Source organism: Mesorhizobium sp. CA13, assembly GCF_020165235.1.
Lineage (GTDB): Bacteria > Pseudomonadota > Alphaproteobacteria > Rhizobiales > Rhizobiaceae > Mesorhizobium.
In genome coordinates, this window is sequence record NZ_JAIUHS010000002.1 from 496,534 (window position 1) to 516,790 (window position 20,257).

Below are 20,257 nucleotides of genomic sequence, written 5' to 3' on the forward strand. Positions count from 1 at the left end.
CCGCTTCCCGTCCCGGGAGGAGACTTAGAAATTACGCAGCGGTCTTGGCCTCGATCTGCTTGGCCCTGGCCGGAGCCGAAGTGATCGCGATCTTGCGCGGCTTCAGTTCCTCGGGGATGTTGCGCTTCAGGTCGACGAAGAGCAGGCCGTTCTTGAGCGTGGCGCCCACGACTTCGACGTGGTCGGCAAGCTGGAAGCGGCGCTCGAAAGCCCTGGAGGCAATGCCGCGATAGAGCAGTTCGGAACCCTCGCCGGTGCCCTCATCCTTGCGCTCGCCTTTCACGGTCAGCACATTGCGGTGGGCCTCGATCGAGATCTCCTCGTCCGAGAAGCCGGCGACAGCCATCGAGATGCGGTAGGCATCCTCACCGGTGCGCTCGATATTGTAGGGCGGATAGGTCTGCGCGCCATCAGGCTGCGCGAGCGAATCAAGCATGGTGAAGAGACGGTCGAAGCCGACGGTCGAGCGATAGAGCGGGGAAAAATCAACGTGACGCATGGTGTGTTCTCCTGTTGAGCAACAAGGTTTGCGTTTGGCCGATGCGAAACCCGTGAGCGGCGTTCCGGTTTGACCAGCGACCCCGACATTGGCGGCCGCATTCCACATTTGGGGAGCGGGCAAAGCCATTTCAAGATTTTGGCTCCCGGCAAAAAATCGAGGATGAACGGCAGATGAACCGGCGCTTTTGCGCGCGTTCAGACAGCCGCCGCTAGACTGCTCTCGACATCAAGGACAAGCGGCGCCGGATTTGCATGGACCGGGCGCCGCGACGAGGCCGAACCGGGTGCAACGTCCCTTCCTCCCGGATCGACAGGGGCCGGAAGTCCGCGCATAGCGGCTTCCGGCCTTCCCTGCTGCCGATCCGATGCCTCCCGGAATTCCTTTGCTTTTGGCCCATGGACAGCTATCAACCTTGGCGAGGCCGGCCGCGACAGGCAGGCATGCGAGACGCCGAGCACGAAGCGCCGAATGACGGATCTCCTTTTTCACGAAACTCCCCTTTTTCATGAAACTGAGGGCAACCCGCGACCGGAAAATGCCACCGGCGGCTTTTTCACCGCACGCGACGGCAAGAAGATACGCTATGGCCTGTTCGCCGCGGTCGCCCGCCCGATGAAGGGCACCGTGGTGCTGCTGTCCGGTCGCAACGAGTGCATCGAGAAATATTTCGAAACCATCCGCGATCTTGCCGCGCGCGGTTTCGGCGTCGCCACGCTGGACTGGCGCGGCCAAGGCGGCTCCGACCGGCTGATCCGCGATCGCCAGCGCGGCTATATCAGGTCCTTTCGCGACTACACCGCCGACCTTGAACAATTCTTCGAGGAGATCGTGCTGCCGGACTGCCGCGGGCCGTACTACATCCTTGCCCATTCGGCCGGCGCCGTGATCACGCTGCTTGCTTCGCCGTCCATGGTCAACCGCGTGCGGCGCATGGTGCTGATCGCGCCATTCTTCACCTTGCCCGACCTGCCGGTCTCGATCCGGACGGTCCGCCGCGTCTGTTCGCTGTTTTGTGCCCTGGGCCTTGGCCGGCTCTATGCCGCCTGGGGGCCGCGGCCGAAGGTGACCGCTCCCTTCGACACCAACAAGGTGACGACGGATCCGGAACGCTACCGGCGCAACACCAGGATCTACGAGGATCACCCGCAACTGGCGCTTGGCGGCCCGACGATCCGTTGGCTGAGAGCGGCTGCCGAAGCCGCGGAAGTGGTAAGCGACCCCGAATTCATGGCCCGCATCCGGGTCCCCCTGCTGGTCATCGCCGCCGGTGCCGATCAGGTCGTCTCGACCAAGGCCGTGGAAGCCTATGCCAGGCGTCTGCGCCTCGGCTCGCTGCTCATGATCGACGGCGCGCGTCACGAGATCCTGCAGGAGGCCGACATCTACCGCGAGCAATTCCTCGCCGCCTTCGACGCCTTCATTCCCGGCAGCGACGACCCGACGGCCTGATGGCGCGCATTGCCGAGCCGGCGCCGGCTCGTGCCTGGCGGGGGAAACTCCATGATCCGGTTGGTCGCCCCGCTATCCGCTGACAACGCCCGTTCCCGGCACGCCCGCGTCTTGCACGATCAATGTCGGACGATGATCGCGCCGACGCCTCGGCAGTTTTAACGGCTACTCGTGCTTCTCAATTCGGCCGTTCGGCCGGAGGCAGCTCGACGCCTGGTTCCCGTTCAGGCGCCGGGCGCTAGTTACCGTCCGCAGAGGTCAGTCGACGGGATCGGGAGGAGCGGTCATGAACGCACCGGACACGCTGCCACGCCAGGGCCATCGCCTGCTGCAGCTCGGCATCGCCCTCCTGCTGTTTTCGTCATTCGAAGGGTTCGCCATCCCATACCTCGCCGCACCGCGGCTCGGGCTGTCGGTTCACACGCTCAGCGCCTTGCAGGGCGTCCTGCTGCTGGCTTTGGGTCTCGTCTGGTCCAGGCTCAATCTCGGCGTCGCGATGTCGCGGATTGCCTTCTGGCTCCTGATCTATTCAGCCTTGGCCATCCTGGCCGCCTATGTGATGGCCAGCCTCTGGGGGGCCGGCAACGAGACGATGCCGCTGGCGGCAGGAGCCGCCCATGCGCCTTTCAGGAATACGCGATCAAAAGCATCGCCTATTCGTCCGCGCCGACCGGCCTCATCGCTTTCGCGTTCATTCTATGGGGCCTGCGTCTCTCAGGCGCCTAGAGCCTTTGCACCAATGGGACAAAGTGGTCCTTGAGCACCGGATGCTCAGCCGCGCAGGGCCGCCATCGCTGCCGCATGAAGCTCGGGCGTCGCCGCCGCCAATATGTCGCCGCCATTCTCGGCCGGCCCGCCGTCGAAGGTGGTGACCACGCCGCCCGCCTTCTCGATGATGGGGATCAGCGCCACAATGTCATAGGGCTTCAGTCCGGGATCGGCGACGATGTCGACGCTTCCCGCGGCGACCATGGCGAAGGCGTAGCAGTCGGTGCCATAGCGAGCGAGTTGCACCTGCCTCTCGAACTGGTCGTAGCGCAGGCGCGCCTCGCCCTTGAACAGCGCCGGCGTGGTGGTGAACAGCGTTGCTTCAGCAAGGCTCGTCGTCTTGCGTGTAACCAGTTTGCGTGGCCCGCCCGGCCCCTCATAATGGGAGCCGGAGGCGTTGGCGTAGAAGAGCTCGCCGGTGAAGGGCTGCGACATCAATCCGGCAACGGCATCGCCCTCCACCGTCAATCCGACCAGCGTCCCCCACACCGGCAGGCCGGAGATGAAGGCGCGCGTGCCGTCGATCGGATCGATTACCCAGACATGCCTGCTGGAAATATTCTCGCTTCCATGTTCCTCGCCGAGAATGCCATGGTCCGGATATTGCGCCGATATCAGCGCCCGGATGGCACGCTCGGCTTCGCGATCGGCTTCGGTGACCGGATCGAAGCTGCCCTTTTCCTTGTTGGCGACCGCACCCTGGCTGCGGAAGCGCGGCAAGGTTTCCGCTGCCGCCGCCTGCGCGATGCGGCGCATGAAATCGATGCTGATGTCCAACTGATTCTCCCGCATTGCAGCATGCCCGAGCCCACGTGTGCCGCCAGTTCCGCGCCAAGACAAGGGTGTTCGAGGATTTTTCGCCGCGCCGACTGTTGCCGGAATAACACGCCAGCGCCACCGAAACGCAATTTCCACATCACTCTGAATTAAAAAGGCCGGTAGGTCGCTTGACATTTGTGCAGCGCACCATACCCTTGATCTCGGACAGGGTTTCCTGTCCATGCCCTCCTTGGGCGTTTCCTCCCTAGACTTCGACCGTATCGTGCGAACGATGCGGTCTTTTTTTCACCGCCAATTCCAATCCCACCAATCCCGATCCATGTCGCCCGAGATTATGCGGCGGCTGGGGGATGGCGCCAAATAATGAAACAGGCTCTGTTCACTCCGCGGCCAGCGGCAGATCCATGAAATGGTGGTCGGGCATGGCCATCAGGTCGGCCGAAAATCGCGCCAGGTCGTCGACCAGTGCGTCGAAGCCCGCCGCTTTCTCGAATGTCCGCTCGTTCATATAGAGCCCGCGATTGACCTCGATCTGCAGCGCATGGAGATGGCGCGCCGGGCGACCGTAGTGTTCGGTGATGAAGCCGCCGGCATAGGGCTTGTTGTGGGCGACGGTATAGCCCATGGCGTTGAGCAGGCCGATCGCGGTCTCGGTCAATGCCGCGGTGGCTGAGATGCCGAAGCGGTCGCCGATGATGAAATCGGGCCGCAGGCCGCTGTCGCCGACGCGGATGCTCGCCGGCATCGAGTGACAGTCGATCAGCACGGCAAAGCCGAAACGCGCGTGGGTTCGCGTCAACAGCCGTTTCAGCGTCTCATGATAGGGTTTGTAGACGGCCTCTATGCGGGCAACCGCTTCGGCCAGCGGCAGGCGGCCGGAATAGATGTCGAGGCCTTCGCCGACCAGCTTCGGAACGGTGCCGAGCCCGCCGGCCACGCGCGCGGAACGGATGTTGCAGAAGGACGGCACCGGCTCGGCGAACATGCGCGGATCGAGTTCCCACGGCTCGCGGTTGACGTCGAGATAGGCACGCGGGAAATTTGCCGCCAGCATCGGCGCGCCAAGCGTCACCGCGCCGCCGAACAGCTCGTCGACATAGCAGTCCTCGGACCGGCGAATGGCGTTGCGGTCCAGCCTCGCCATGGCGAGGAAGCGCTCCGGATAATGGCGCCCGCTGTGGGGTGAGTTGAAGAGGAAGGGGACGCGCTGCTCGGCGCCCGACCGGATTTCGAAGGGGGGAACGACCGAAAAATCCTCGGCTGCCGTCTTCAATTTGAACGAACCCGAAAACACCAATGCATCATAGGATGAAAGTGCCACCTTGAGGGCCGCATGTCCAGCATTTCGGCGCCGGCACCGCCTTTGCGAATGCGGATTATGCCGCGCCTCGTTCACTTGATGTTTACCCTCACCTCCTCATATACAGGATGGTTAACGGCCCTGCCTTTCGGCAGAATCCGGGCGGGTGATTCGGACGGGATATCATGGCACGCATTCTTCTGGCGGAAGACGACGACGATATGCGTCGCTTCCTCGTCAAGGCGCTGGAGCGCGCCGGTTACCAGGTCAGCGATTTCGACAACGGCGCCAGTGCCTATGAGCGGCTGCGCGAGGAACCGTTCTCGCTGCTTTTGACCGATATCGTCATGCCGGAAATGGACGGCATCGAGCTGGCCCGCCGCGCCACCGAGATCGATCCCGACCTCAAGGTCATGTTCATCACGGGTTTCGCCGCCGTTGCGCTGAACCCGGATTCCAAGGCGCCGAAAGACGCCAAGGTGCTGTCGAAGCCGTTCCATCTGCGCGACCTCGTCAACGAGGTCGAGAAGATGCTGCAGGCGGCCTGAGCCGTTTTTGCCCAGGGCATCGGCGACTATCGGCCGGTGCGGCAAAACGGAGCCTTCTTTCCTTTTTCCTGCTATTGACGCGCCGGATCAAAAATGGTGTATGCGCGGCTTCGGATGGGCGTGTAGCTCAGCGGGAGAGCACTGCATTGACATTGCAGGGGTCACAGGTTCAATCCCTGTCACGCCCACCATCCTTTCAAAGACTTAGCTTCTTGTGCCGATTGCACGGAAACGGCACAAAACGCCACTGAGCTCCTGAATAGTGCCCTTCAGTATTCCGGTGCGGCCGATCCGTGACAGCCTGTGTGTTGCGCCCGATATGGCGGGGGTCAAGAAGAAGCCGAACGAGACAACCAGCGCCGTGAGAGGTTAGGCGGCACGCTTCCCTCCGCCCTCCGTCGACTCAATAGCCCGTCTCGGCTCGCGCCGGGGCGGGCTTTCTGCGTTTTGGACATCTACCTCCAATTGCCGACCGAATCGCTCTTTCGGGTGACTTTCTTAAAGGAGTGAACTGTTCGAATCTGGAGTCTCTCTAAGCGGGAGGAACGGATGGGCAGCGATTTCGAGGCCGCACGACGACACCTGAAGCGCGCGCGTCAGTGCCTTCATGGGGATGACCAAGTGAGCAGAGAAACGGTTGAGAGAATCGATGAGATGATCATAGCCCTGGCCGCGGAGGAGTGCTCTTCGTTTGGCTTCCTTTTTCCCTTCGGCCATCGAACGACGCGGAACTCTGCGGCCGCCTCGTCTAAGGCATAGCTCTACCTGCTGAAGGCAAACACTCGCGGTCCGTCGAGGCCCCGCTGGCTCCGGCCGGCCGGCTCTTCGAACTTGCCGGAGGCGGTTTCGTCTCGCTGGGTAAGGCTTTGTCATATAAGCCGAACCTGATATTCGGTGGCTGATTTCGGTGCCGGCAGCGTTCCCACACGCTGCTGGCCGAGGTTACGAACCTTGGTCGGGCCCGCATCGCCCCGCCAGTGGTGCGCGCCTCCAGAACCAAGCCGCTGGCTTCGGCCGGGGCTACGGCTTGTTCATGGGTGTTTTCTTTGACGCGGAACAAACGTGCCGATTCCTAAGTTTGAAAGCCGGAAGCTTCGGGACGGCAACTCCGAGATTCCGCAGCCCGCCTCGCTCCACGGCAATGGCTTCGAGGCGGGCCCGCTTCTATGCCAGCAAGGCGGCCCACCGGTCGCTTAAACCGATCCACCCTGTCGATCAGCCATGGAAAGCAAACGACCGTCTACGACTGAGGTGGGGAGCTTTCCGCCTATGTCCGGGGAATTGAAAATATCCGGCCGGGGCGGCATGAAGGTCGCCACGCTAGGCGTACGCCACCGTTGCGCTGTAACGTCTGGATCGAGCGCGATACGCGACCTTCTGTAGACTTGATGAAAAGGCCGGAGCCGACAACCGCTCCGGCCCTGTTCCGTCGTCAGTCATTGCAGCTGTCGTCGGCCTTTGCCGCCGCGGTCTTGTCGCCATGCTGCTGCGCCTCGATATCCTGCTGCGATGTTGCGAGATTCTTGTCACCGCCGCCTTCCGCCCCAGCCAACGGCATTGTGCTGCCATCCTTGGCGGCCGGTTTGCCGGCACTATCCTTGGCCTTCGGAGTTTCCAAGGGCGCGTGGGTGCCGTCTTTCGAAATACCGGCGGTCTGTTGGGTGTCGGCGCCCGTGTTGGCAGCCGACTTGTCCGGACATGCCGCGATTGCAGAGCCCGCAGAAAACGACACCGCAAGCGCGATTACCATAGCCATTTTCATCATGCTCGTCCTTCTGTTTGAGTGCCCTGCGGGTGAAACTAACGGCGCTTTTCTTTGTTCCGGGCCGGGCCGTGTATCGTCATCGACGCACCACAACCGGCACGTTGATGCCACGGCGACGGCGCCAAACTCCACGGAACCGTTCGCGGACTCCCTTGTTATGCGGCCGAAGGGATACTCACCAGGAGATGAATGATGAAACGACTTCTTCTCGCTTCCACCATAATGATTCTTTCCGGCGGCCTTGCCCTGGCGCAATCGACCAATACGACGTCGAGCGGATCCTCCTCCACTACGACAACGATGCCGACGGATCAGAAGACGGACTCGACCACGACCAAGTCGACCAACTCCAACTCCGCGAAGGATTGCGCACCGGGCCAACAGACAGGCAGCGCCAAGGAGGCAGCTCCCGGTCAGCAGGATACCAGCGCCAAGTCCGCGGCCCCTGGCCAGGTGAAAACGACGACGGAAGGTTGCTGACCGCATTGCCGCCGATGTCTCGACTCGGCTTCAGGTGCTTCGCGTCAGTTGAAACCACTTGCTGGGCTGATGAAACTTCGGCCCGTCGGCTTCGGCCGGCGGGCTTTTTGTTTATCCTGCATGATCCGGAATGCGGCCGTGGACTCGGTGACCCCTACGCAAACGTGACCCGGTTCTCCGAAAAGTGACTGACGGTTGTTCGCCTGGACGCGATAACGTTCCTCGACATCAGGAGGAACGCCGTGAAGCTCACTTCGCAGCAGAAGAAAACCGTCCTTGCCTCATTCCTGGGCTGGACGCTCGACGCTTTCGATTTCTTCCTTCTGACATTCCTGCTCACCGATATTGCGTCTGAATTCCAGAGCGACGTCCCGGCGGTGTCAAAGGCGCTCTTCCTGACGCTTGCGACGCGCTTCATTGGCGCGTTCTTCTTCGGCAGGTTGGCAGACAAATTCGGGCGCAAGCCCATCCTGATGCTCAACATCGTCAGCTATTCCGTGATCGGCGCTTTGGCCGCCTTCTCGCCCAATCTCGGCATATTCCTGGCGCTGCGCGCCCTGTTCGGCATCGCCATGGGCGGCGAATGGGGACTTGGCTCCTCGCTTGCCATGGAATCCATCCCGCCCAGCGCCCGCGGCATGGTCTCGGGCATCCTGCAATGCGGCTATCCGGCCGGCTACCTCCTGGCGGCGGTCGTCTATGGCCTGCTCTATCACCAGACGATCGGCGGCTACACGATCGGCTGGCGCGCCATGTTCCTGCTCAGTTTCATCCCGGCGCTGATCGTCCTTTTCATCCGCTCGCATGTTCCGGAATCGCCGGCCTTCGTCGAGGCGCGGAAGACCGCGAGGCCCGGCATGCTGGAGACGCTGCAAAAGCACTGGGGCGTCGCCCTCTATGCGGTGGTGCTGATGATGTTCTTCAACTTCTTCAGCCACGGCACGCAGGATCTCTACCCGACATTCCTGAAGAAGCAGCATGGCTTCGACCCGCACACGGTGAGCTGGATCACCATCGTCGCCAACATCGGAGCCATCGTCGGCGGCCTGGCGTTCGGCGCGCTGTCCGAGAAGATCGGCCGCGTCAACGCGATCACGCTCGCCTGCCTGATCGCCTTGCCGTCCATCCCGCTATGGGCCTACAGTTCGACGCCCTTCATGCTGGCCATCGGCGCCTTCGTCATGCAGGTCGCGGTCCAGGGCGCCTGGGGCGTCATTCCGGTGCACCTCAACGAGCTCTCGCCCGGCGCGGTGCGCGCGACCCTGCCCGGCTTCATCTACCAGGCCGGCAATCTCGCGGCCTCCTATGGCGGTCCCTATCAGGCAGGCATAGCTGAGGCTCCCGGAGGCAGCTACGGCTACGCGCTGGCGCTGTTCGCAGGCGTGGTCGCCGTCTGCATCATCATCGTCATCCGCTTCAGTCCGGAACGGCGCGGCCAGGTGATGACCGTGCTGGACCACGACGTCAGCCGAGTCTGAGCGCCACGACGCCGGCGACGATGCTGAGCGCGGCGGCGCCGCGCCAGCCCGTCATCCTCTCGCCGAGCGCGAACACCGAGATCACCATGGCAAACAGGATGGAGGTCTCGCGCAGCGACGCCACCGAGGCGATCGGCGCCTTGGTCATCGCCCACATGACGATCCAGTAGGCAGCGCCGCTCAGCACGCCGGTGAACAGCCCCGCTTTCCAGTCCCGCGCCAGCACCGGCAAGGCCCGCGGTCCACGGAAGATCAGGCACAGCACCAGCGCTCCAAGCGCATCGCACACGAACAGCCAGGCGGCATAGCTCTGCGCCGTGGCCGCCAGCCGCGCCCCGCTGCCGTCGGACAGTGTGTAGCTGGCGATGAAGATCGAGGTCCCCAGCGCAAAGCCGACCGCGCGCAGGTTCAGTCGTTCCAGATGCGCGCCGCCGCGAAACGACATCACCAGCGTGCCGGCCGACAGCAAAAGGATACCCAGGATGGCGAGCGGCGCCGGCACTTCGGCGACCACGAACATACCGCCAAGCGCCGCCAGCAAGGGCGCGGTGCCGCGCGCCAGAGGATAGGTCTGGGCGAAGTCGCCAGCCTGGTAAGCGCCGATCAGGAAGGTCCGGTAGCCCATGTGGAAGACGACGGAGGCAATGATATAGAGCCAGACCTCCGCCCTCGGCACCTCGACGAAGGGAAGTGCGAAAAGCGCGGCAAATCCCATGCCAAGCGTCATCAGGGTGATCGACAGGAAGCGGTCGAGATGCACCTTGACCAGCGCATTCCAGATCGCGTGCATGGCGGCTGCGGCAAGCACTGCGAAGAAGACGAAAAGCGTCATTTGGGGCTCATCCGCCTCCGGGGCCGGCGGGCGTTTCGAGATCGATGTCGACCCTGACCGGAAAATGATCGGAAGCCACTTCGCCAATGTCCGAGCTGACCGAGCGCACCCGCCCGGCAAACAGGCCGCCGACGAAGCAATGATCGAGCCGGCGCTTTGCCAGCCTGCCGTCGATGATCTTCTCGTGCGTGTGGAAGTCATCCGCCGGTTCAATCGCCACGGCAGCAGCATCGACGAACCCATCCAGATAGGCGGCACCGCGATGATAGGGCGTGCTGCCGACGATGCGGCGGTATTCGGCGCTGCCCGGCTCCATGTTGAAATCGCCCATCCAGATCGCCGCCAGCGGATTCTCCGGCTCGGGCTCGCCATTGCTCCAGTTGCGCGCCGGCTCGTCGTCGGCGCCGCTCCACGGCCCGCCATCGGAGGGCGCCCGGCGATGCTCGGCAAGCAGATAGTCGATCTGCTCCAGCCGTTCTTCAGCCGCGATATGGGCGAGATGCAATGAAAGCACCCGCACCGGACCCGCGGGCGTGCGGATCATGCATTCGAGCGCCGCGTTGCGGGTGTTGAGCGGTCGCAGTGTGCGGCGCATCGGCAGCGCATGCAGCCGCGACCAGACGATCGGCAGCTTCGACAGCAACATGGTGCCGAACTGCCGGCGCCGGTTGATGATGCGGCCGTCACGCTGTTCGCTGGCATCCATGTCGAAGGCCGGGCCGTAGATCCAATGATAGCCCGGCAGCAGGCGCGAAAGCAGCTCCGGCTGGTCGTCGAAATTGCTGCGCCGCCAGTGCCGCTCGACCTCCTGCAAGGCGATGATATCGGCGCCGGCAACAATGCGCGCGGCGCGCGCCGGATCGTAGAGGCCGTCGCTGCCGAACCCGTATTGGATATTGTAGCTGACCAGCTTCATTGCTTATCCGGCTCAGTTTGGTGACGGCAGTAGCGTTTCGGCGGAGACCTTGCAATGGACCGCCACGGCGGCCCGGCTGGGCCACGACGCAAAATCTCCTCGCCTCGCCTATGTCGTCAGCGGCTGGAACCGTCCCGCCGGGGATGCCGCCAGTTCCGACCAGTCGATCTCTTCCTCCAGGCGGTGATAGGCCTCGTCACCGATCGTCCCGTTGCGGCGAAGTTCTTCCAGCGCGTCGCGCTGGCGCTTGATGGCATAGAGCCGCAGCCGGTCGTACTCGGTTGCTGCCTGGGCATCGTCGGGGTTCTTGGCGATCTTGCGCTGGGCGGCATACTGCTCGCGCACCGCCGCCGCCGCTGTCGAGGTCTTGCCGCTCAATATGTCGAGGGCCGCTTGCATGATGGCGACACGCGCCTGCGCGACCTCCCGGTCTATGGTCTCGTCCGGTTCGAGACGAAGCAGGCGCAGCAACGGCTTCAGGCTCATGCCTTGCAGGACAAGCGTGCCCAGCACCACGCAAAAGGCGGTGAGCACGATGGGATCACGGCCGGGAAAGTCCGCCGGCAATGCGAAGGCAGCCGCGAGCGTCACCAGGCCGCGCATGCCGCACCAGCCGATCAGCACCCCGCCGCGAAACGACGGCACCTCTTGCCGCTGCTCCGCGTTGCCGAAGCGGGCAAGCCATCGGATCACGGCGCCGCAGCCCAGCACCCAGGCCAGGCGGGAGACGATGACGACGGCCAGGATCGTCCCTGCAAACAGGAATGCCTCGGACTGTCCCTGCTCGGCCAGGCGACCGACGATGAGCCGCGCCTGCAGGCCCATCAGCACGAAAGCCAGCACGTTGAGCACGAACACCGCCGTTTCCCAGACGGAATAGGAGCTGACGCGCTTTCTGGCCGACATGCGCCGCGGTGCGGTGCGCGCGATGGTCATGGCATAGACCACGATGGTGATGATGGCCGAAAGCCCCAGCCTGTCAGCCAGGATCCAGACGCCGAACGTCCCGGCGAACTGGACGACGGTGCCGCTCGCCGCATCCTCGATACGGCTAAGCATCGCCTGGGACAGCCGGCCGAGCAGATAGCCCGCCGCCAGGCTGCCGATGGTCGACAGCAGGACCATCGGAACGGCACTGCCCAAAAGAACGGGACCGGCGGCGGCAGTGATCGCGATGCGGTAGATCAAAAGCGCGGTGGCGTCATTGAGCAGGCTTTCGCCCTGAAGGATGGCCGTGATGTGGTGCGGCACCTTGAACTGCCCGAGCACGGCGCTCGCGGCAACCGCGTCCGGCGGCGCCACGATGGCGCCGAGGGCTATGGCGGCAGCGATCGGCAGGCCGGCCATTTTCCAGCCGACCAGTGCTACGACGGCGGTCGTGAAAACGACCGCGCCAAGCGCCAGCAGCACAAGCGGCAGTCTGTAGCGGTTAAGATCGCGCAGCGATGTGTCGTAGGCCGCGTCGAGCAGCACCGGCGCAATGAACAGCGCAAGCGCCAGTTCCGGATCGATCTCGATCGTCGGCGCGCCGGGCAGGAAGCCAAGGCCGGCGCCCGCAAGCGCCAGCAAGGCGGGGTAAGGAACCTGCAGGCGCCGCGACAGCGCCGTCAGCGCGACGGCGATCAGCAGGAGGACAAGGGTGAGCTCAAATAGCGCCATGGCTCATCGTAGCGGCGAAGCGGAGCTCTTGGCAGTGGCAAAGCGGCAGGATGCTGTTGATTGTCCAATAGGAGTGCATCGTCCGGCAACTGGACCGATGACCGGATCGGCAGGGCGCTGCGGCCGCGTCAGTGCAGCACCAGCAGGTCGCCCGACGAGAAGGAAATCTCCGCCTTCTCGCCAACGGCCGGCGGTGGCGTCGTCGAACTGTTGAACGTGTCGAGTGAAACGGTGTTGCCGCCGATGCCGACCCGGACCCGGATCACCGAGCCGAGAAAGTGCACTTCGGAGATCTCACCGGACAGGCTTGAATCGCGACCGGGCTGACGGCCGAGCGAAATGGCTTCCGGTCGCAGCGCCAATGACAGCGTATCGCCGGACTTCGAGCCGTTGAGCTTGCCCTTGAGCGAGACTTCCTCGGTGTTGACACGGACCTTGCCCAACGCGGCGTCGGTGACGGTGCCTTCCAGCACGTTCAGCGTGCCGACGAAATTGGCGACGAACTTGGTTGCCGGCCGGTTGTAGATCTCGAAGGGCGTGCCGACCTGCTCGGCCTTGCCGCCATACATCACCGCGATGCGGTCGGAGATCGACAGCGCCTCTTCCTGGTCATGGGTGACGAAGATGGTGGTGATGCCGAGCTTCTTCTGGATCGAGCGGATCTCCTCGCGCAGCGAGACGCGCACCTTGGCATCAAGCGCCGACAGCGGCTCGTCGAGCAGCAGGAGCTTCGGCTTCGGCGCGATGGCGCGGGCCAGCGCGATGCGCTGCTGCTGGCCGCCCGAGAGCTGATAAGGATAGCGGTCGGCCATCTGCGGCAGCTTGATGATGCCGAGCATTTCGGCGACACGGGCGTCGATATCCGCCCTGGACAGGCCGGCGACTTTCAGTCCGAAGCCGATGTTCTGCGCCACGGTCAGGTTCGGGAACAGCGCATAGGCCTGGAACACCATGCCGACATTGCGCTGGTTCGGCTTCAGCCTGGTGATGTCCTTGCTGCCGACGACGATCTTGCCGGCCGACGGTTCCTCGAAGCCGGCGACCATGCGCAGCACCGTCGTCTTGCCGCAGCCTGACGGGCCGAGGAAAGAGACGAATTCGCCCGGTTCCACGTCGAGATTGAAATCCTCGACAACGGTGGTGGCGCCGAAGGATTTTCGCACATGCTGGATGGAGAGGAATGGCTCGGCCATGGCTTTTTCTTTCGGGTCAGTTCGGACGATTAGCCGATTTCGGCGCGAAGCGCGACAGGATCTGGATCAGCGACATGCAGCCCCAGGTGATGACGAAGGCGATGATGGCAAGGGCCGCGGGCTCATAGGCGCGGTTGGCCCCGACATTCTGCAGGTACGGGCCGAAAGCCGGCCGGTTCAGCAGGCTCGCCATCGTGAACTCGCCGATGACGATGGCGAATGTCAGGAAGGCGCCGGACAACACCGCAATCAGTACATTTGGAAGGATGACGCGGGTGATGATCGTGCCCCAGCCGGCCCCGAGTATCTGGGCCGCTTCCGTCAACGTCCGCACATCGATGGTTCTGAGCCCCGTATCGACGGCACGATACATATAGGGCAGCGCCAGGGTCGCATAGCCGATGACCAGCAAGGCGTTGGTTCCCATATCGGATCCGAGGAACGGCAAGGGTGAATTCGAGCCATACATCCTGATATAGCCAAAGACGATGACGATGGCCGGGATGACCAACGGCAAAAGCGTGATGAACTCGACGACCGGCCTGAGCTGCGGCAGCCGCAATCGGATCCAATAGGCTGCCGGCACCACGATCAGCACACCCAGAATGATGGTGAAGATGGCGGCGACCACCGAATACAGGAAGGTCGCCTGGAAACGCGCGTCGCCGAGCACGATCCGGTAGGCGTCGAAGGAATAGGCGCCGCGCCGCATGCGCATCGAAAATTCCACCGTCGCGATCAACGGGATGAAGAAATAGGCCGCGCCGAGGATGAAGACCACCCAGGCCCAGAATTTGCCCGACTTCATTTCAGCCACCTCTCGGAACGGGTCCGGAACCAGATGTAGAAGACATTGGCCAGGCCGGTGATGACGATCATGCCGAAGGCGATCGCGTAGCCGAGATGGGCATTGTGCAGCACGTCGCCGCGGATTTGCGCGTAGAGCAGGATCGGCACGATGTTGAGCGACGAGCCGGTCAGCGCATAGGCGGTGGCGATCGCCCCGAAGGCGTTGGCGAAAAGCAGGATCACGGTGCCGAGAAAGCTCGGCCAGATCACCGGGATGACCACGATGCGCCAATATTGCGCGGTGGTCGCGCCAAGCGTGGCGGCTGCTTCACCCCATTCCTTCTTCAAACCGTCGATCGCCGGCGTGATGATAACCACCATCAGCGGAATCTGGAAATAGACATAGGTCAGCGTCAGGCCCCAGAAGGACAGGATGTTGAAGCCGTGGGCGTAGATGTTGAGGCCGAACACGGTGTTCAGGATCACCGTGGCAAGACCGAGCCGGCCGAGCGTGGCCAGGAAGGCGAAGGCCAGCGGCACGCCGGCGAAATTGGAGGCCACGCCGGAAAAGGTCAGGGTCGCCGAGCGTATCCAGTCCGGCAGCCCGCCGCGCACGATGGCGATGGCGATCGCCAGGCCCGCGAAAGCGCCGATCAGCGCCGAGGCCAGGCTTACCTTGATCGATATCCAGTAAGCGGCAACGATCGACGGCTGCGCCAGAGCCACGATGTTTTCCAGCGTGAATTCGCCGGCATCATTCTGGAACGCGCCCAGCATCAGATAGAGCGTGGGCAAAATCAGGAACATGATGGCGAAGATGAAGAACGGTGCGACGCCGAGCCATTGCGTCGGCAATCGCAACGCGCGTGCCTCCGCGGGCGGCGCGGTCTTGCCCGCGGCATCGTGATTGGAAAGCGAGAGATCGGTCATGCGCCGGCTACCCTCTTCGAGGGGAAAACCGGGCGGCGCGAGGCCGCCCGGTGGATTTCAACTGTTACTTGACGTTGGCACCGACAACGGAGTCCCAGTTCTTGGTGACGGCTTCCTTGGCCTTGCCCTGCTCGTCCAGCGTCGGGAACACCGCCGAAGCATAGGCTTCCGCCGGCGGCAGCTTGGCCAGCACGTCCGCCGGGATCTTGCCGTTCTTGGCGAGATCGTTGAAGCGGATCGGGTGGCAATAGCCCTTGAGCCAGCCGATCTGGCCTTCGTCGGAATAGAGATATTCCATCCAGAGCTTGGCTGCGTTCGGATGCGGCGCATAGGCGCTGATCGCCTGCACGTAGACGCCGGCGACGACGCCGGTCTTCGGCACGACGACGTCGACCGGCGGGTTGCCTTTCAGCGTGTCACGGCCGGCGAGCGCATTGTAATCCCAGTTGATCAGGATCGGGGTCTGGCCCTGGGCGAGTGTCGCCGGCTTGCCGATGACCGGTACGAAATTGCCGGCGGCATTGAGCTTCTTGAAGAAGTCGAGGCCGGCGGTGCCCGCGGCTTCGCCAGCCGCGGCCCCACTCGAAAGGCCAGCGGCATAGACCGCCTGGATGGCCTGGTTCGAAGCGCGCGGATCACCCGCGAGAGCCACCGAATTGGCGAATTCCGGCTTCAGCAGATCGGCCCAGTCCTTCGGCGATTCCTTGACCAGATCCTTGTTCACCATCATCGCCAGAACGCCGTAATAGTCGCCGTACCAGGCGCCGTCGGCATCCTTGGCGCTGTCGGGGATCGAGTCCCAGGTCGACACCTTGTAGGGCATCAGCAGGCCGTCGGCCTTGGCGGTCGGGCCGAAGGACAGGCCGACGTCGATGACGTCGGGCGCCTGCGGGCCCTTATTGTCCTTGTTGGCCTTGATCGCTTCGACCTCGTCGCCCGAACCGGCGTCGGGGTTGAGCTCGTTGATGGTGATTTCCGGATATTTCGCCTTGAACCCGGCGATGACGTCGCCGTAACCGCACCAGTCATGCGGCAAAGCGATGGTGGTGAGCTGGCCTTCCGCCTTCGCGGCCTTGACGAGATCGTCCAGCGGAGCCGCGGACGAAATCACCGTCGACGCAAACAGCGCCGCGGCCGAAAGGGAAAGCACTTTCCCCGTGAATTTGAGCATGTGTTCTCTCCGTTGAACTGACGCCGTTGGGCGCCTGCGATGCGGTATCGTTTTCGTGTGACAGTCAGATGAAAGCTTTATGAAACCCCACCGCTGGCAGCACGAAAGTTAACTCCTTTTAACCGACTGTAGCAATTAGCCATCACTTAATTTTCCGGCTAATTAGTTTTTGCCTTGCATCTCACCCTTTCCCCTTGGTTGCCCCTGATTTTCCAGATCAATTTTACCCTTAAAGCGGTATCACACCGTCCCGGCGATTGCATTTTCGAGCAGCGTCAGCGCTGCTTTCTTGGTCAGCTTGACCGGGTTGCCGCCGGCTGTCGGATCGACAACCGCCATATCGGCGATCAAGGCCTTGCGCTTCTTGTCCATGTCGAGCCCCTTGATCAGGCCCGGCAGCGCATGCGGCACCTTCAATTCCTTGCGAAGCCTGATGACAGCCCTGGCGAAGCCGTCGAAGCCGCCCCTTATGCCGCAATAGGCGGCGAGCCGCGCGATGCGGTCCTCGATCGCCTCGCGGTTGAAGGCGAGCACATAGGGCATGAACACCGCATTGGTCATGCCGTGATGGGTGTCGTAGAGCGCCCCGATGGGATGCGACAGCGAATGGATCGCCCCCAGCCCCTTCTGGAAGGCTGCTGCGCCCATCGCCGCGGCGCTCATCATGTTGGCGCGGGCGACCAGATCCCTGCCGTTGGCATAGGCCTTCGGCAGGTTCTCGAAGACGAGCCTGATGCCTTCCACGGCGATGCCGTCGGCCATCGGATGATAGCCCGGCGCGCAATAAGCCTCGAGGCAATGGGCCAGCGCGTCCATGCCGGTGCCGGCGGTGATGAAGCCCGGCATGCCAACCGACAGCTCCGGATCGGCAATGACGATCGCCGGCAGCAGCTTCGGATGGAAGATGACCTTCTTGGTGTGGGTCGCCTCATTGGTGATGACGCCGGCGCGGCCGACTTCGGAGCCGGTGCCGGCCGTGGTCGGCACCGCGATGATCGGCGCGATCGCGTCCGAGTTGGCGCGCGTCCACCAGTCGCCGATGTCCTCGAAATCCCAAACCGGCCGCGTCTGTCCCGCCTGGAAGGCGATCAGCTTGCCAAGGTCGAGCGCCGAGCCGCCGCCGAAGGCAATGACGCCGTCATGCTTGCCCTTCTTGAACACCGCGATGCCGGCGGTGAGATTGGAATCGACCGGGTTCGGCTTCACTTCGGAGAAGACCCCATAGGGCACTTTTACGTCATCGAGGATTTTCAGCGTCGAAGCCACGACCGGCAGTTTCGCCAGCCCCGGATCGGTGACGAAGAGCGGCCGCTTGATGCCGGTGGCGGCGAGCACCTCGGGCAATTCCTTGATGCGCCCGGCGCCGAAGCGGACGGTGGTGGGGTAGTTCCATTTGGAGATCAGCTTGGACATGTTCGTCTTTCAAAAAATCAGATGGCTTCGCGCAGGTGGAAGGATTTCGGCCGGGTCAGGTTGTCGTAGCCGATGGCTGACAAGCCGGCCCCCTTGCCGGTGTCCTTGACGCCGGTCCAGACCAGCGCCGGATCGAGGTAGTCGCAGCGGTTCATGAACACCGTCCCGGTCTCGACGCGGTCGCCGATCGCCACCGCATGTTCGGTGTCGCGCGTCCAGATCGAGGCGGTCAGGCCGTAGGGGCTGTCGTTCATCAGCGCGATCGCCTCCTCGTCGTTGCGCACCTTCATGATGCCGACGATCGGGCCAAAACTTTCCTCGCGCATGACGCTCATCTGGTGGTCGACGTTGGTCAGCACCTCCGGCGCCAGATAGGGCGAGCCTTCCCTGTCGTCGGCCACCTTCATGGCGATGTGGGCTTTGGCGCCCTTGCGCAGCGCCTCGGCCTTCTGCTCGCGGATCAGGTCGGCGAAACGCGCCTGCGCCATCGGCCCCATCGTCGTCGCCTGTTCCAGCGGGTTGCCGACGACATAGTTCTTCGTCTCGGCGATGAAGCCTTCGACGAACTCGTCATAGACCTTTTCGTGCACATAGACGCGCTCGATGCCGCAGCAGCATTGGCCGGAATTATAGAACGCGCCGTCGACGAGATTGGCGACGGCATGGTCCATCTTGGCGTCGGGCAGCACATAGGCCGGATCCTTGCCGCCAAGTTCCAACCCGAGCGTCATGAAGGTGCCCGCCGCCGCTTTCTCGATGGCGCGGCCGCCGGCGACCGAGCCGGTGAAATTGACGTGGTCGATCTTGCCCGAGCCGAGCAATCTTTCTGTCTGGGCATGGTTCAGCACGATGTTCTGGAACACGCCCTTGGGCAAGCCTGCTCTGTCGAAGGCCTGCTGGAAACGCTCGCCGACCAGCAGCGTCTGCGCGGCATGCTTGAGGATGACGGTGTTGCCGGCCATAAGCGCCGGCACGATCGTGTTGACCGCGGTGAGGTAAGGGTAGTTCCAGGGCGCTATCACCATGACCACGCCGAGCGGATCCCTCTTCACATAGCGGCGGAACCCCTCCTTCGGATTGGAAGCCGGGACCGATTTCAGCGCCGCTTCGGCGATCTCGACCATATAGCTGGTGCGTTCCTTGACGCCGCCGAACTCGCCGCCATAGCGCACCGGACGCCCCATCTGCCAGGCGATCTCGGGCACGATCTGTTCGGTCATGGCGACCAGCGCGTCGAGCATGGACAGCATGTATTTGCCGCGCTCGACGATCGGCGTCTGCGCCCACCTTTCCTGTGCCGCCCTGGCGCGCTCGACTGCGGCATTCACCGCCTGGTCAGAGGCGACAGGCCGCTCGGCATAGATCGAGCCGTCTATGGGGGATTTGAGTTTTACGGTTTCCAATAGAGGCACTCCAGAATGTTCAACAGGCCAGTGTTCGCAGGTTCCCCTCAAGCCCATAATCGAGAATGGGCTCGTCGCGGGTGACCAGAACCATATCCAGATTGCGGGCGGTGGAGATAAGGATGCGATCCATAGGGTCACCGTGTAGGCGTCCGGGAAGGTTTGACGATCCAATCAGGATTTCGGGCGACACGGCACTGAGTTGCGCCTCCATCAGCCTTAGAAAGCGTTGGAAGAATTCGAGCGGTCCCAAAGGCAATTTCAATCGGTTCTTTGCAACGCCGATTCCAATCTCCCAAGCCGACATCGGCGACACATAGAGGCGGCCGTCGTAGGCCGCCTCCGAAATCTCGGCCTCGGCCTGTTCACTGATCCGCTCTTCGTTTGCAACGAAGATAAGGGCGCACGTATCCAGCAGGATCGAGGGCTGATCGGTCATTTGCGATCAACCTCGCCGAGATAGCCTTGATCCCATGGCTGGTCGTCGAAAGGTTTGGTCACATCGAATCCCTTCTCGATCGTGATCATACCCTTCATGAAGCCGAAGCCCGGATGACGCGGCCGAGGCGAGGATTGCCGGGACGCGGCGGATGCCGAAGCACCGCGGCTGCCGCCCCCATCCCGCCCTCTCTTGACGCGTCGGAAGACAAGCTTGCCGCTCGCAGTGTTGACCGACTCGGTCTCATAGCCAGCATCAAGCCATTCACGTGTCATGGGATTGTTACTAGGGTTGTTGCTCCACCACGCCGGATACTGCTTCGAAGCGGGAAGCTCAAATTCAAGCACCTTCTCGATTTCGGCAAATGTCATCGGGATGCGATCTTGATCCTGCTCCGAGAGAAAATCCTTCAAACGATAATATTTGCTCATTGCAATGCACC

Annotated in this window: 20 protein-coding genes and 1 tRNA gene; 6 read left to right on the forward strand and 15 right to left on the reverse strand. The window is 62.9% G+C overall.

Annotated elements, in window-relative coordinates:
* Window positions 1-31: 31 nt before the first annotated feature.
* Window positions 32-499 carry an Hsp20 family protein gene (locus tag LB566_RS07970; protein WP_224623969.1) on the reverse strand — a complete coding sequence of 156 codons (468 nt, stop codon included), beginning with the start codon at window positions 497-499 and terminating at the stop codon, window positions 32-34.
* Window positions 500-970: 471 nt separating this feature from the next.
* On the opposite strand from LB566_RS07970, the gene LB566_RS07975 reads away from it, so the two are divergent.
* Window positions 971-1,951: an alpha/beta fold hydrolase gene (locus tag LB566_RS07975; protein ID WP_140549595.1), complete on the forward strand. Its 981-nt coding sequence runs from the start codon at window positions 971-973 to the stop codon at window positions 1,949-1,951.
* 286 nt (window positions 1,952-2,237) lie between these two features.
* On the forward strand, window positions 2,238-2,711 hold the full coding sequence (locus LB566_RS07980; protein ID WP_224623970.1) for a hypothetical protein: 474 nt from the start codon (window positions 2,238-2,240) through the stop codon (window positions 2,709-2,711).
* 11 nt (window positions 2,712-2,722) lie between these two features.
* Here the strand turns inward: LB566_RS07980 and hisN are convergent, their stop codons facing one another.
* On the reverse strand, window positions 2,723-3,496 hold the full coding sequence (gene hisN, locus LB566_RS07985) for a histidinol-phosphatase (RefSeq protein WP_140513691.1): 774 nt from the start codon (window positions 3,494-3,496) through the stop codon (window positions 2,723-2,725).
* Between the two features lie 382 nt (window positions 3,497-3,878).
* Window positions 3,879-4,820: an N-formylglutamate amidohydrolase gene (locus LB566_RS07990; protein ID WP_224623971.1), complete on the reverse strand. Its 942-nt coding sequence runs from the start codon at window positions 4,818-4,820 to the stop codon at window positions 3,879-3,881.
* Between the two features lie 164 nt (window positions 4,821-4,984).
* On the opposite strand from LB566_RS07990, the gene cpdR reads away from it, so the two are divergent.
* A complete protein-coding gene (gene cpdR, locus LB566_RS07995) occupies window positions 4,985-5,347 on the forward strand; it encodes a cell cycle two-component system response regulator CpdR (RefSeq protein ID WP_006199474.1) in 363 nt (120 codons plus the stop codon).
* 116 nt (window positions 5,348-5,463) lie between these two features.
* Window positions 5,464-5,538: transfer RNA gene (locus LB566_RS08000), tRNA-Val, on the forward strand.
* A 1,241-nt stretch (window positions 5,539-6,779) separates the two neighbouring features.
* On the opposite strand, the gene LB566_RS08005 is transcribed toward LB566_RS08000, so the two are convergent.
* Complete coding sequence (locus tag LB566_RS08005) at window positions 6,780-7,244, reverse strand: hypothetical protein (RefSeq protein WP_224623972.1); 465 nt, start codon at window positions 7,242-7,244, stop codon at window positions 6,780-6,782.
* A 60-nt stretch (window positions 7,245-7,304) separates the two neighbouring features.
* On the opposite strand from LB566_RS08005, the gene LB566_RS08010 reads away from it, so the two are divergent.
* Window positions 7,305-7,592: a hypothetical protein gene (locus tag LB566_RS08010; RefSeq protein WP_224623973.1), complete on the forward strand. Its 288-nt coding sequence runs from the start codon at window positions 7,305-7,307 to the stop codon at window positions 7,590-7,592.
* 242 nt (window positions 7,593-7,834) lie between these two features.
* Window positions 7,835-9,070 carry an MFS transporter gene (locus LB566_RS08015; RefSeq protein ID WP_224623974.1) on the forward strand — a complete coding sequence of 412 codons (1,236 nt, stop codon included), beginning with the start codon at window positions 7,835-7,837 and terminating at the stop codon, window positions 9,068-9,070.
* Here the strand turns inward: LB566_RS08015 and LB566_RS08020 are convergent.
* The 11 genes from LB566_RS08020 to LB566_RS08070 form a co-directional block, all read right to left on the reverse strand.
* On the reverse strand, window positions 9,057-9,902 hold the full coding sequence (locus LB566_RS08020; protein ID WP_224623975.1) for an EamA family transporter: 846 nt from the start codon (window positions 9,900-9,902) through the stop codon (window positions 9,057-9,059). The two genes, LB566_RS08015 and LB566_RS08020, sit on opposite strands and share 14 nt — an antisense overlap.
* 7 nt (window positions 9,903-9,909) lie before the next feature.
* Window positions 9,910-10,818 carry an endonuclease/exonuclease/phosphatase family protein gene (locus LB566_RS08025; protein WP_224623976.1) on the reverse strand — a complete coding sequence of 303 codons (909 nt, stop codon included), beginning with the start codon at window positions 10,816-10,818 and terminating at the stop codon, window positions 9,910-9,912.
* Window positions 10,819-10,926: 108 nt separating this feature from the next.
* Window positions 10,927-12,477, reverse strand: a complete 1,551-nt coding sequence (locus LB566_RS08030) for a cation:proton antiporter (protein ID WP_224623977.1) — start codon at window positions 12,475-12,477, stop codon at window positions 10,927-10,929.
* A 128-nt stretch (window positions 12,478-12,605) separates the two neighbouring features.
* Window positions 12,606-13,670, reverse strand: a complete 1,065-nt coding sequence (locus LB566_RS08035) for an ABC transporter ATP-binding protein (protein WP_224623978.1) — start codon at window positions 13,668-13,670, stop codon at window positions 12,606-12,608.
* Between the two features lie 16 nt (window positions 13,671-13,686).
* Window positions 13,687-14,478 carry an ABC transporter permease gene (locus LB566_RS08040; protein WP_140549584.1) on the reverse strand — a complete coding sequence of 264 codons (792 nt, stop codon included), beginning with the start codon at window positions 14,476-14,478 and terminating at the stop codon, window positions 13,687-13,689.
* A complete protein-coding gene (locus LB566_RS08045) occupies window positions 14,475-15,389 on the reverse strand; it encodes an ABC transporter permease (protein ID WP_140496302.1) in 915 nt (304 codons plus the stop codon). Before LB566_RS08045 ends, LB566_RS08040 begins: the two co-directional genes overlap by 4 nt.
* A 64-nt stretch (window positions 15,390-15,453) precedes the next feature.
* A complete protein-coding gene (locus LB566_RS08050; protein ID WP_224623979.1) occupies window positions 15,454-16,560 on the reverse strand; it encodes an ABC transporter substrate-binding protein in 1,107 nt (368 codons plus the stop codon).
* Window positions 16,561-16,800: 240 nt separating this feature from the next.
* Window positions 16,801-17,973: an iron-containing alcohol dehydrogenase gene (locus tag LB566_RS08055; RefSeq protein WP_224623980.1), complete on the reverse strand. Its 1,173-nt coding sequence runs from the start codon at window positions 17,971-17,973 to the stop codon at window positions 16,801-16,803.
* A 17-nt stretch (window positions 17,974-17,990) separates the two neighbouring features.
* The gene (locus LB566_RS08060) at window positions 17,991-19,433 is read right to left on the reverse strand and encodes an aldehyde dehydrogenase family protein (protein WP_224623981.1); all 1,443 of its coding nucleotides are present in this window, start codon (window positions 19,431-19,433) and stop codon (window positions 17,991-17,993) included.
* Entirely contained in the window at window positions 19,396-19,815 is a 420-nt protein-coding gene (locus LB566_RS08065; protein ID WP_224623982.1) for a type II toxin-antitoxin system VapC family toxin, read from the reverse strand. Before LB566_RS08065 ends, LB566_RS08060 begins: the two co-directional genes overlap by 38 nt.
* Window positions 19,812-20,246 (reverse strand): hypothetical protein, encoded by a 435-nt coding sequence (locus tag LB566_RS08070; RefSeq protein WP_224623983.1) that lies wholly within the window; start codon window positions 20,244-20,246, stop codon window positions 19,812-19,814. The genes LB566_RS08065 and LB566_RS08070 overlap by 4 nt, the downstream gene beginning before the upstream one ends.
* Between the last annotated feature and the right edge of the window lie 11 nt (window positions 20,247-20,257).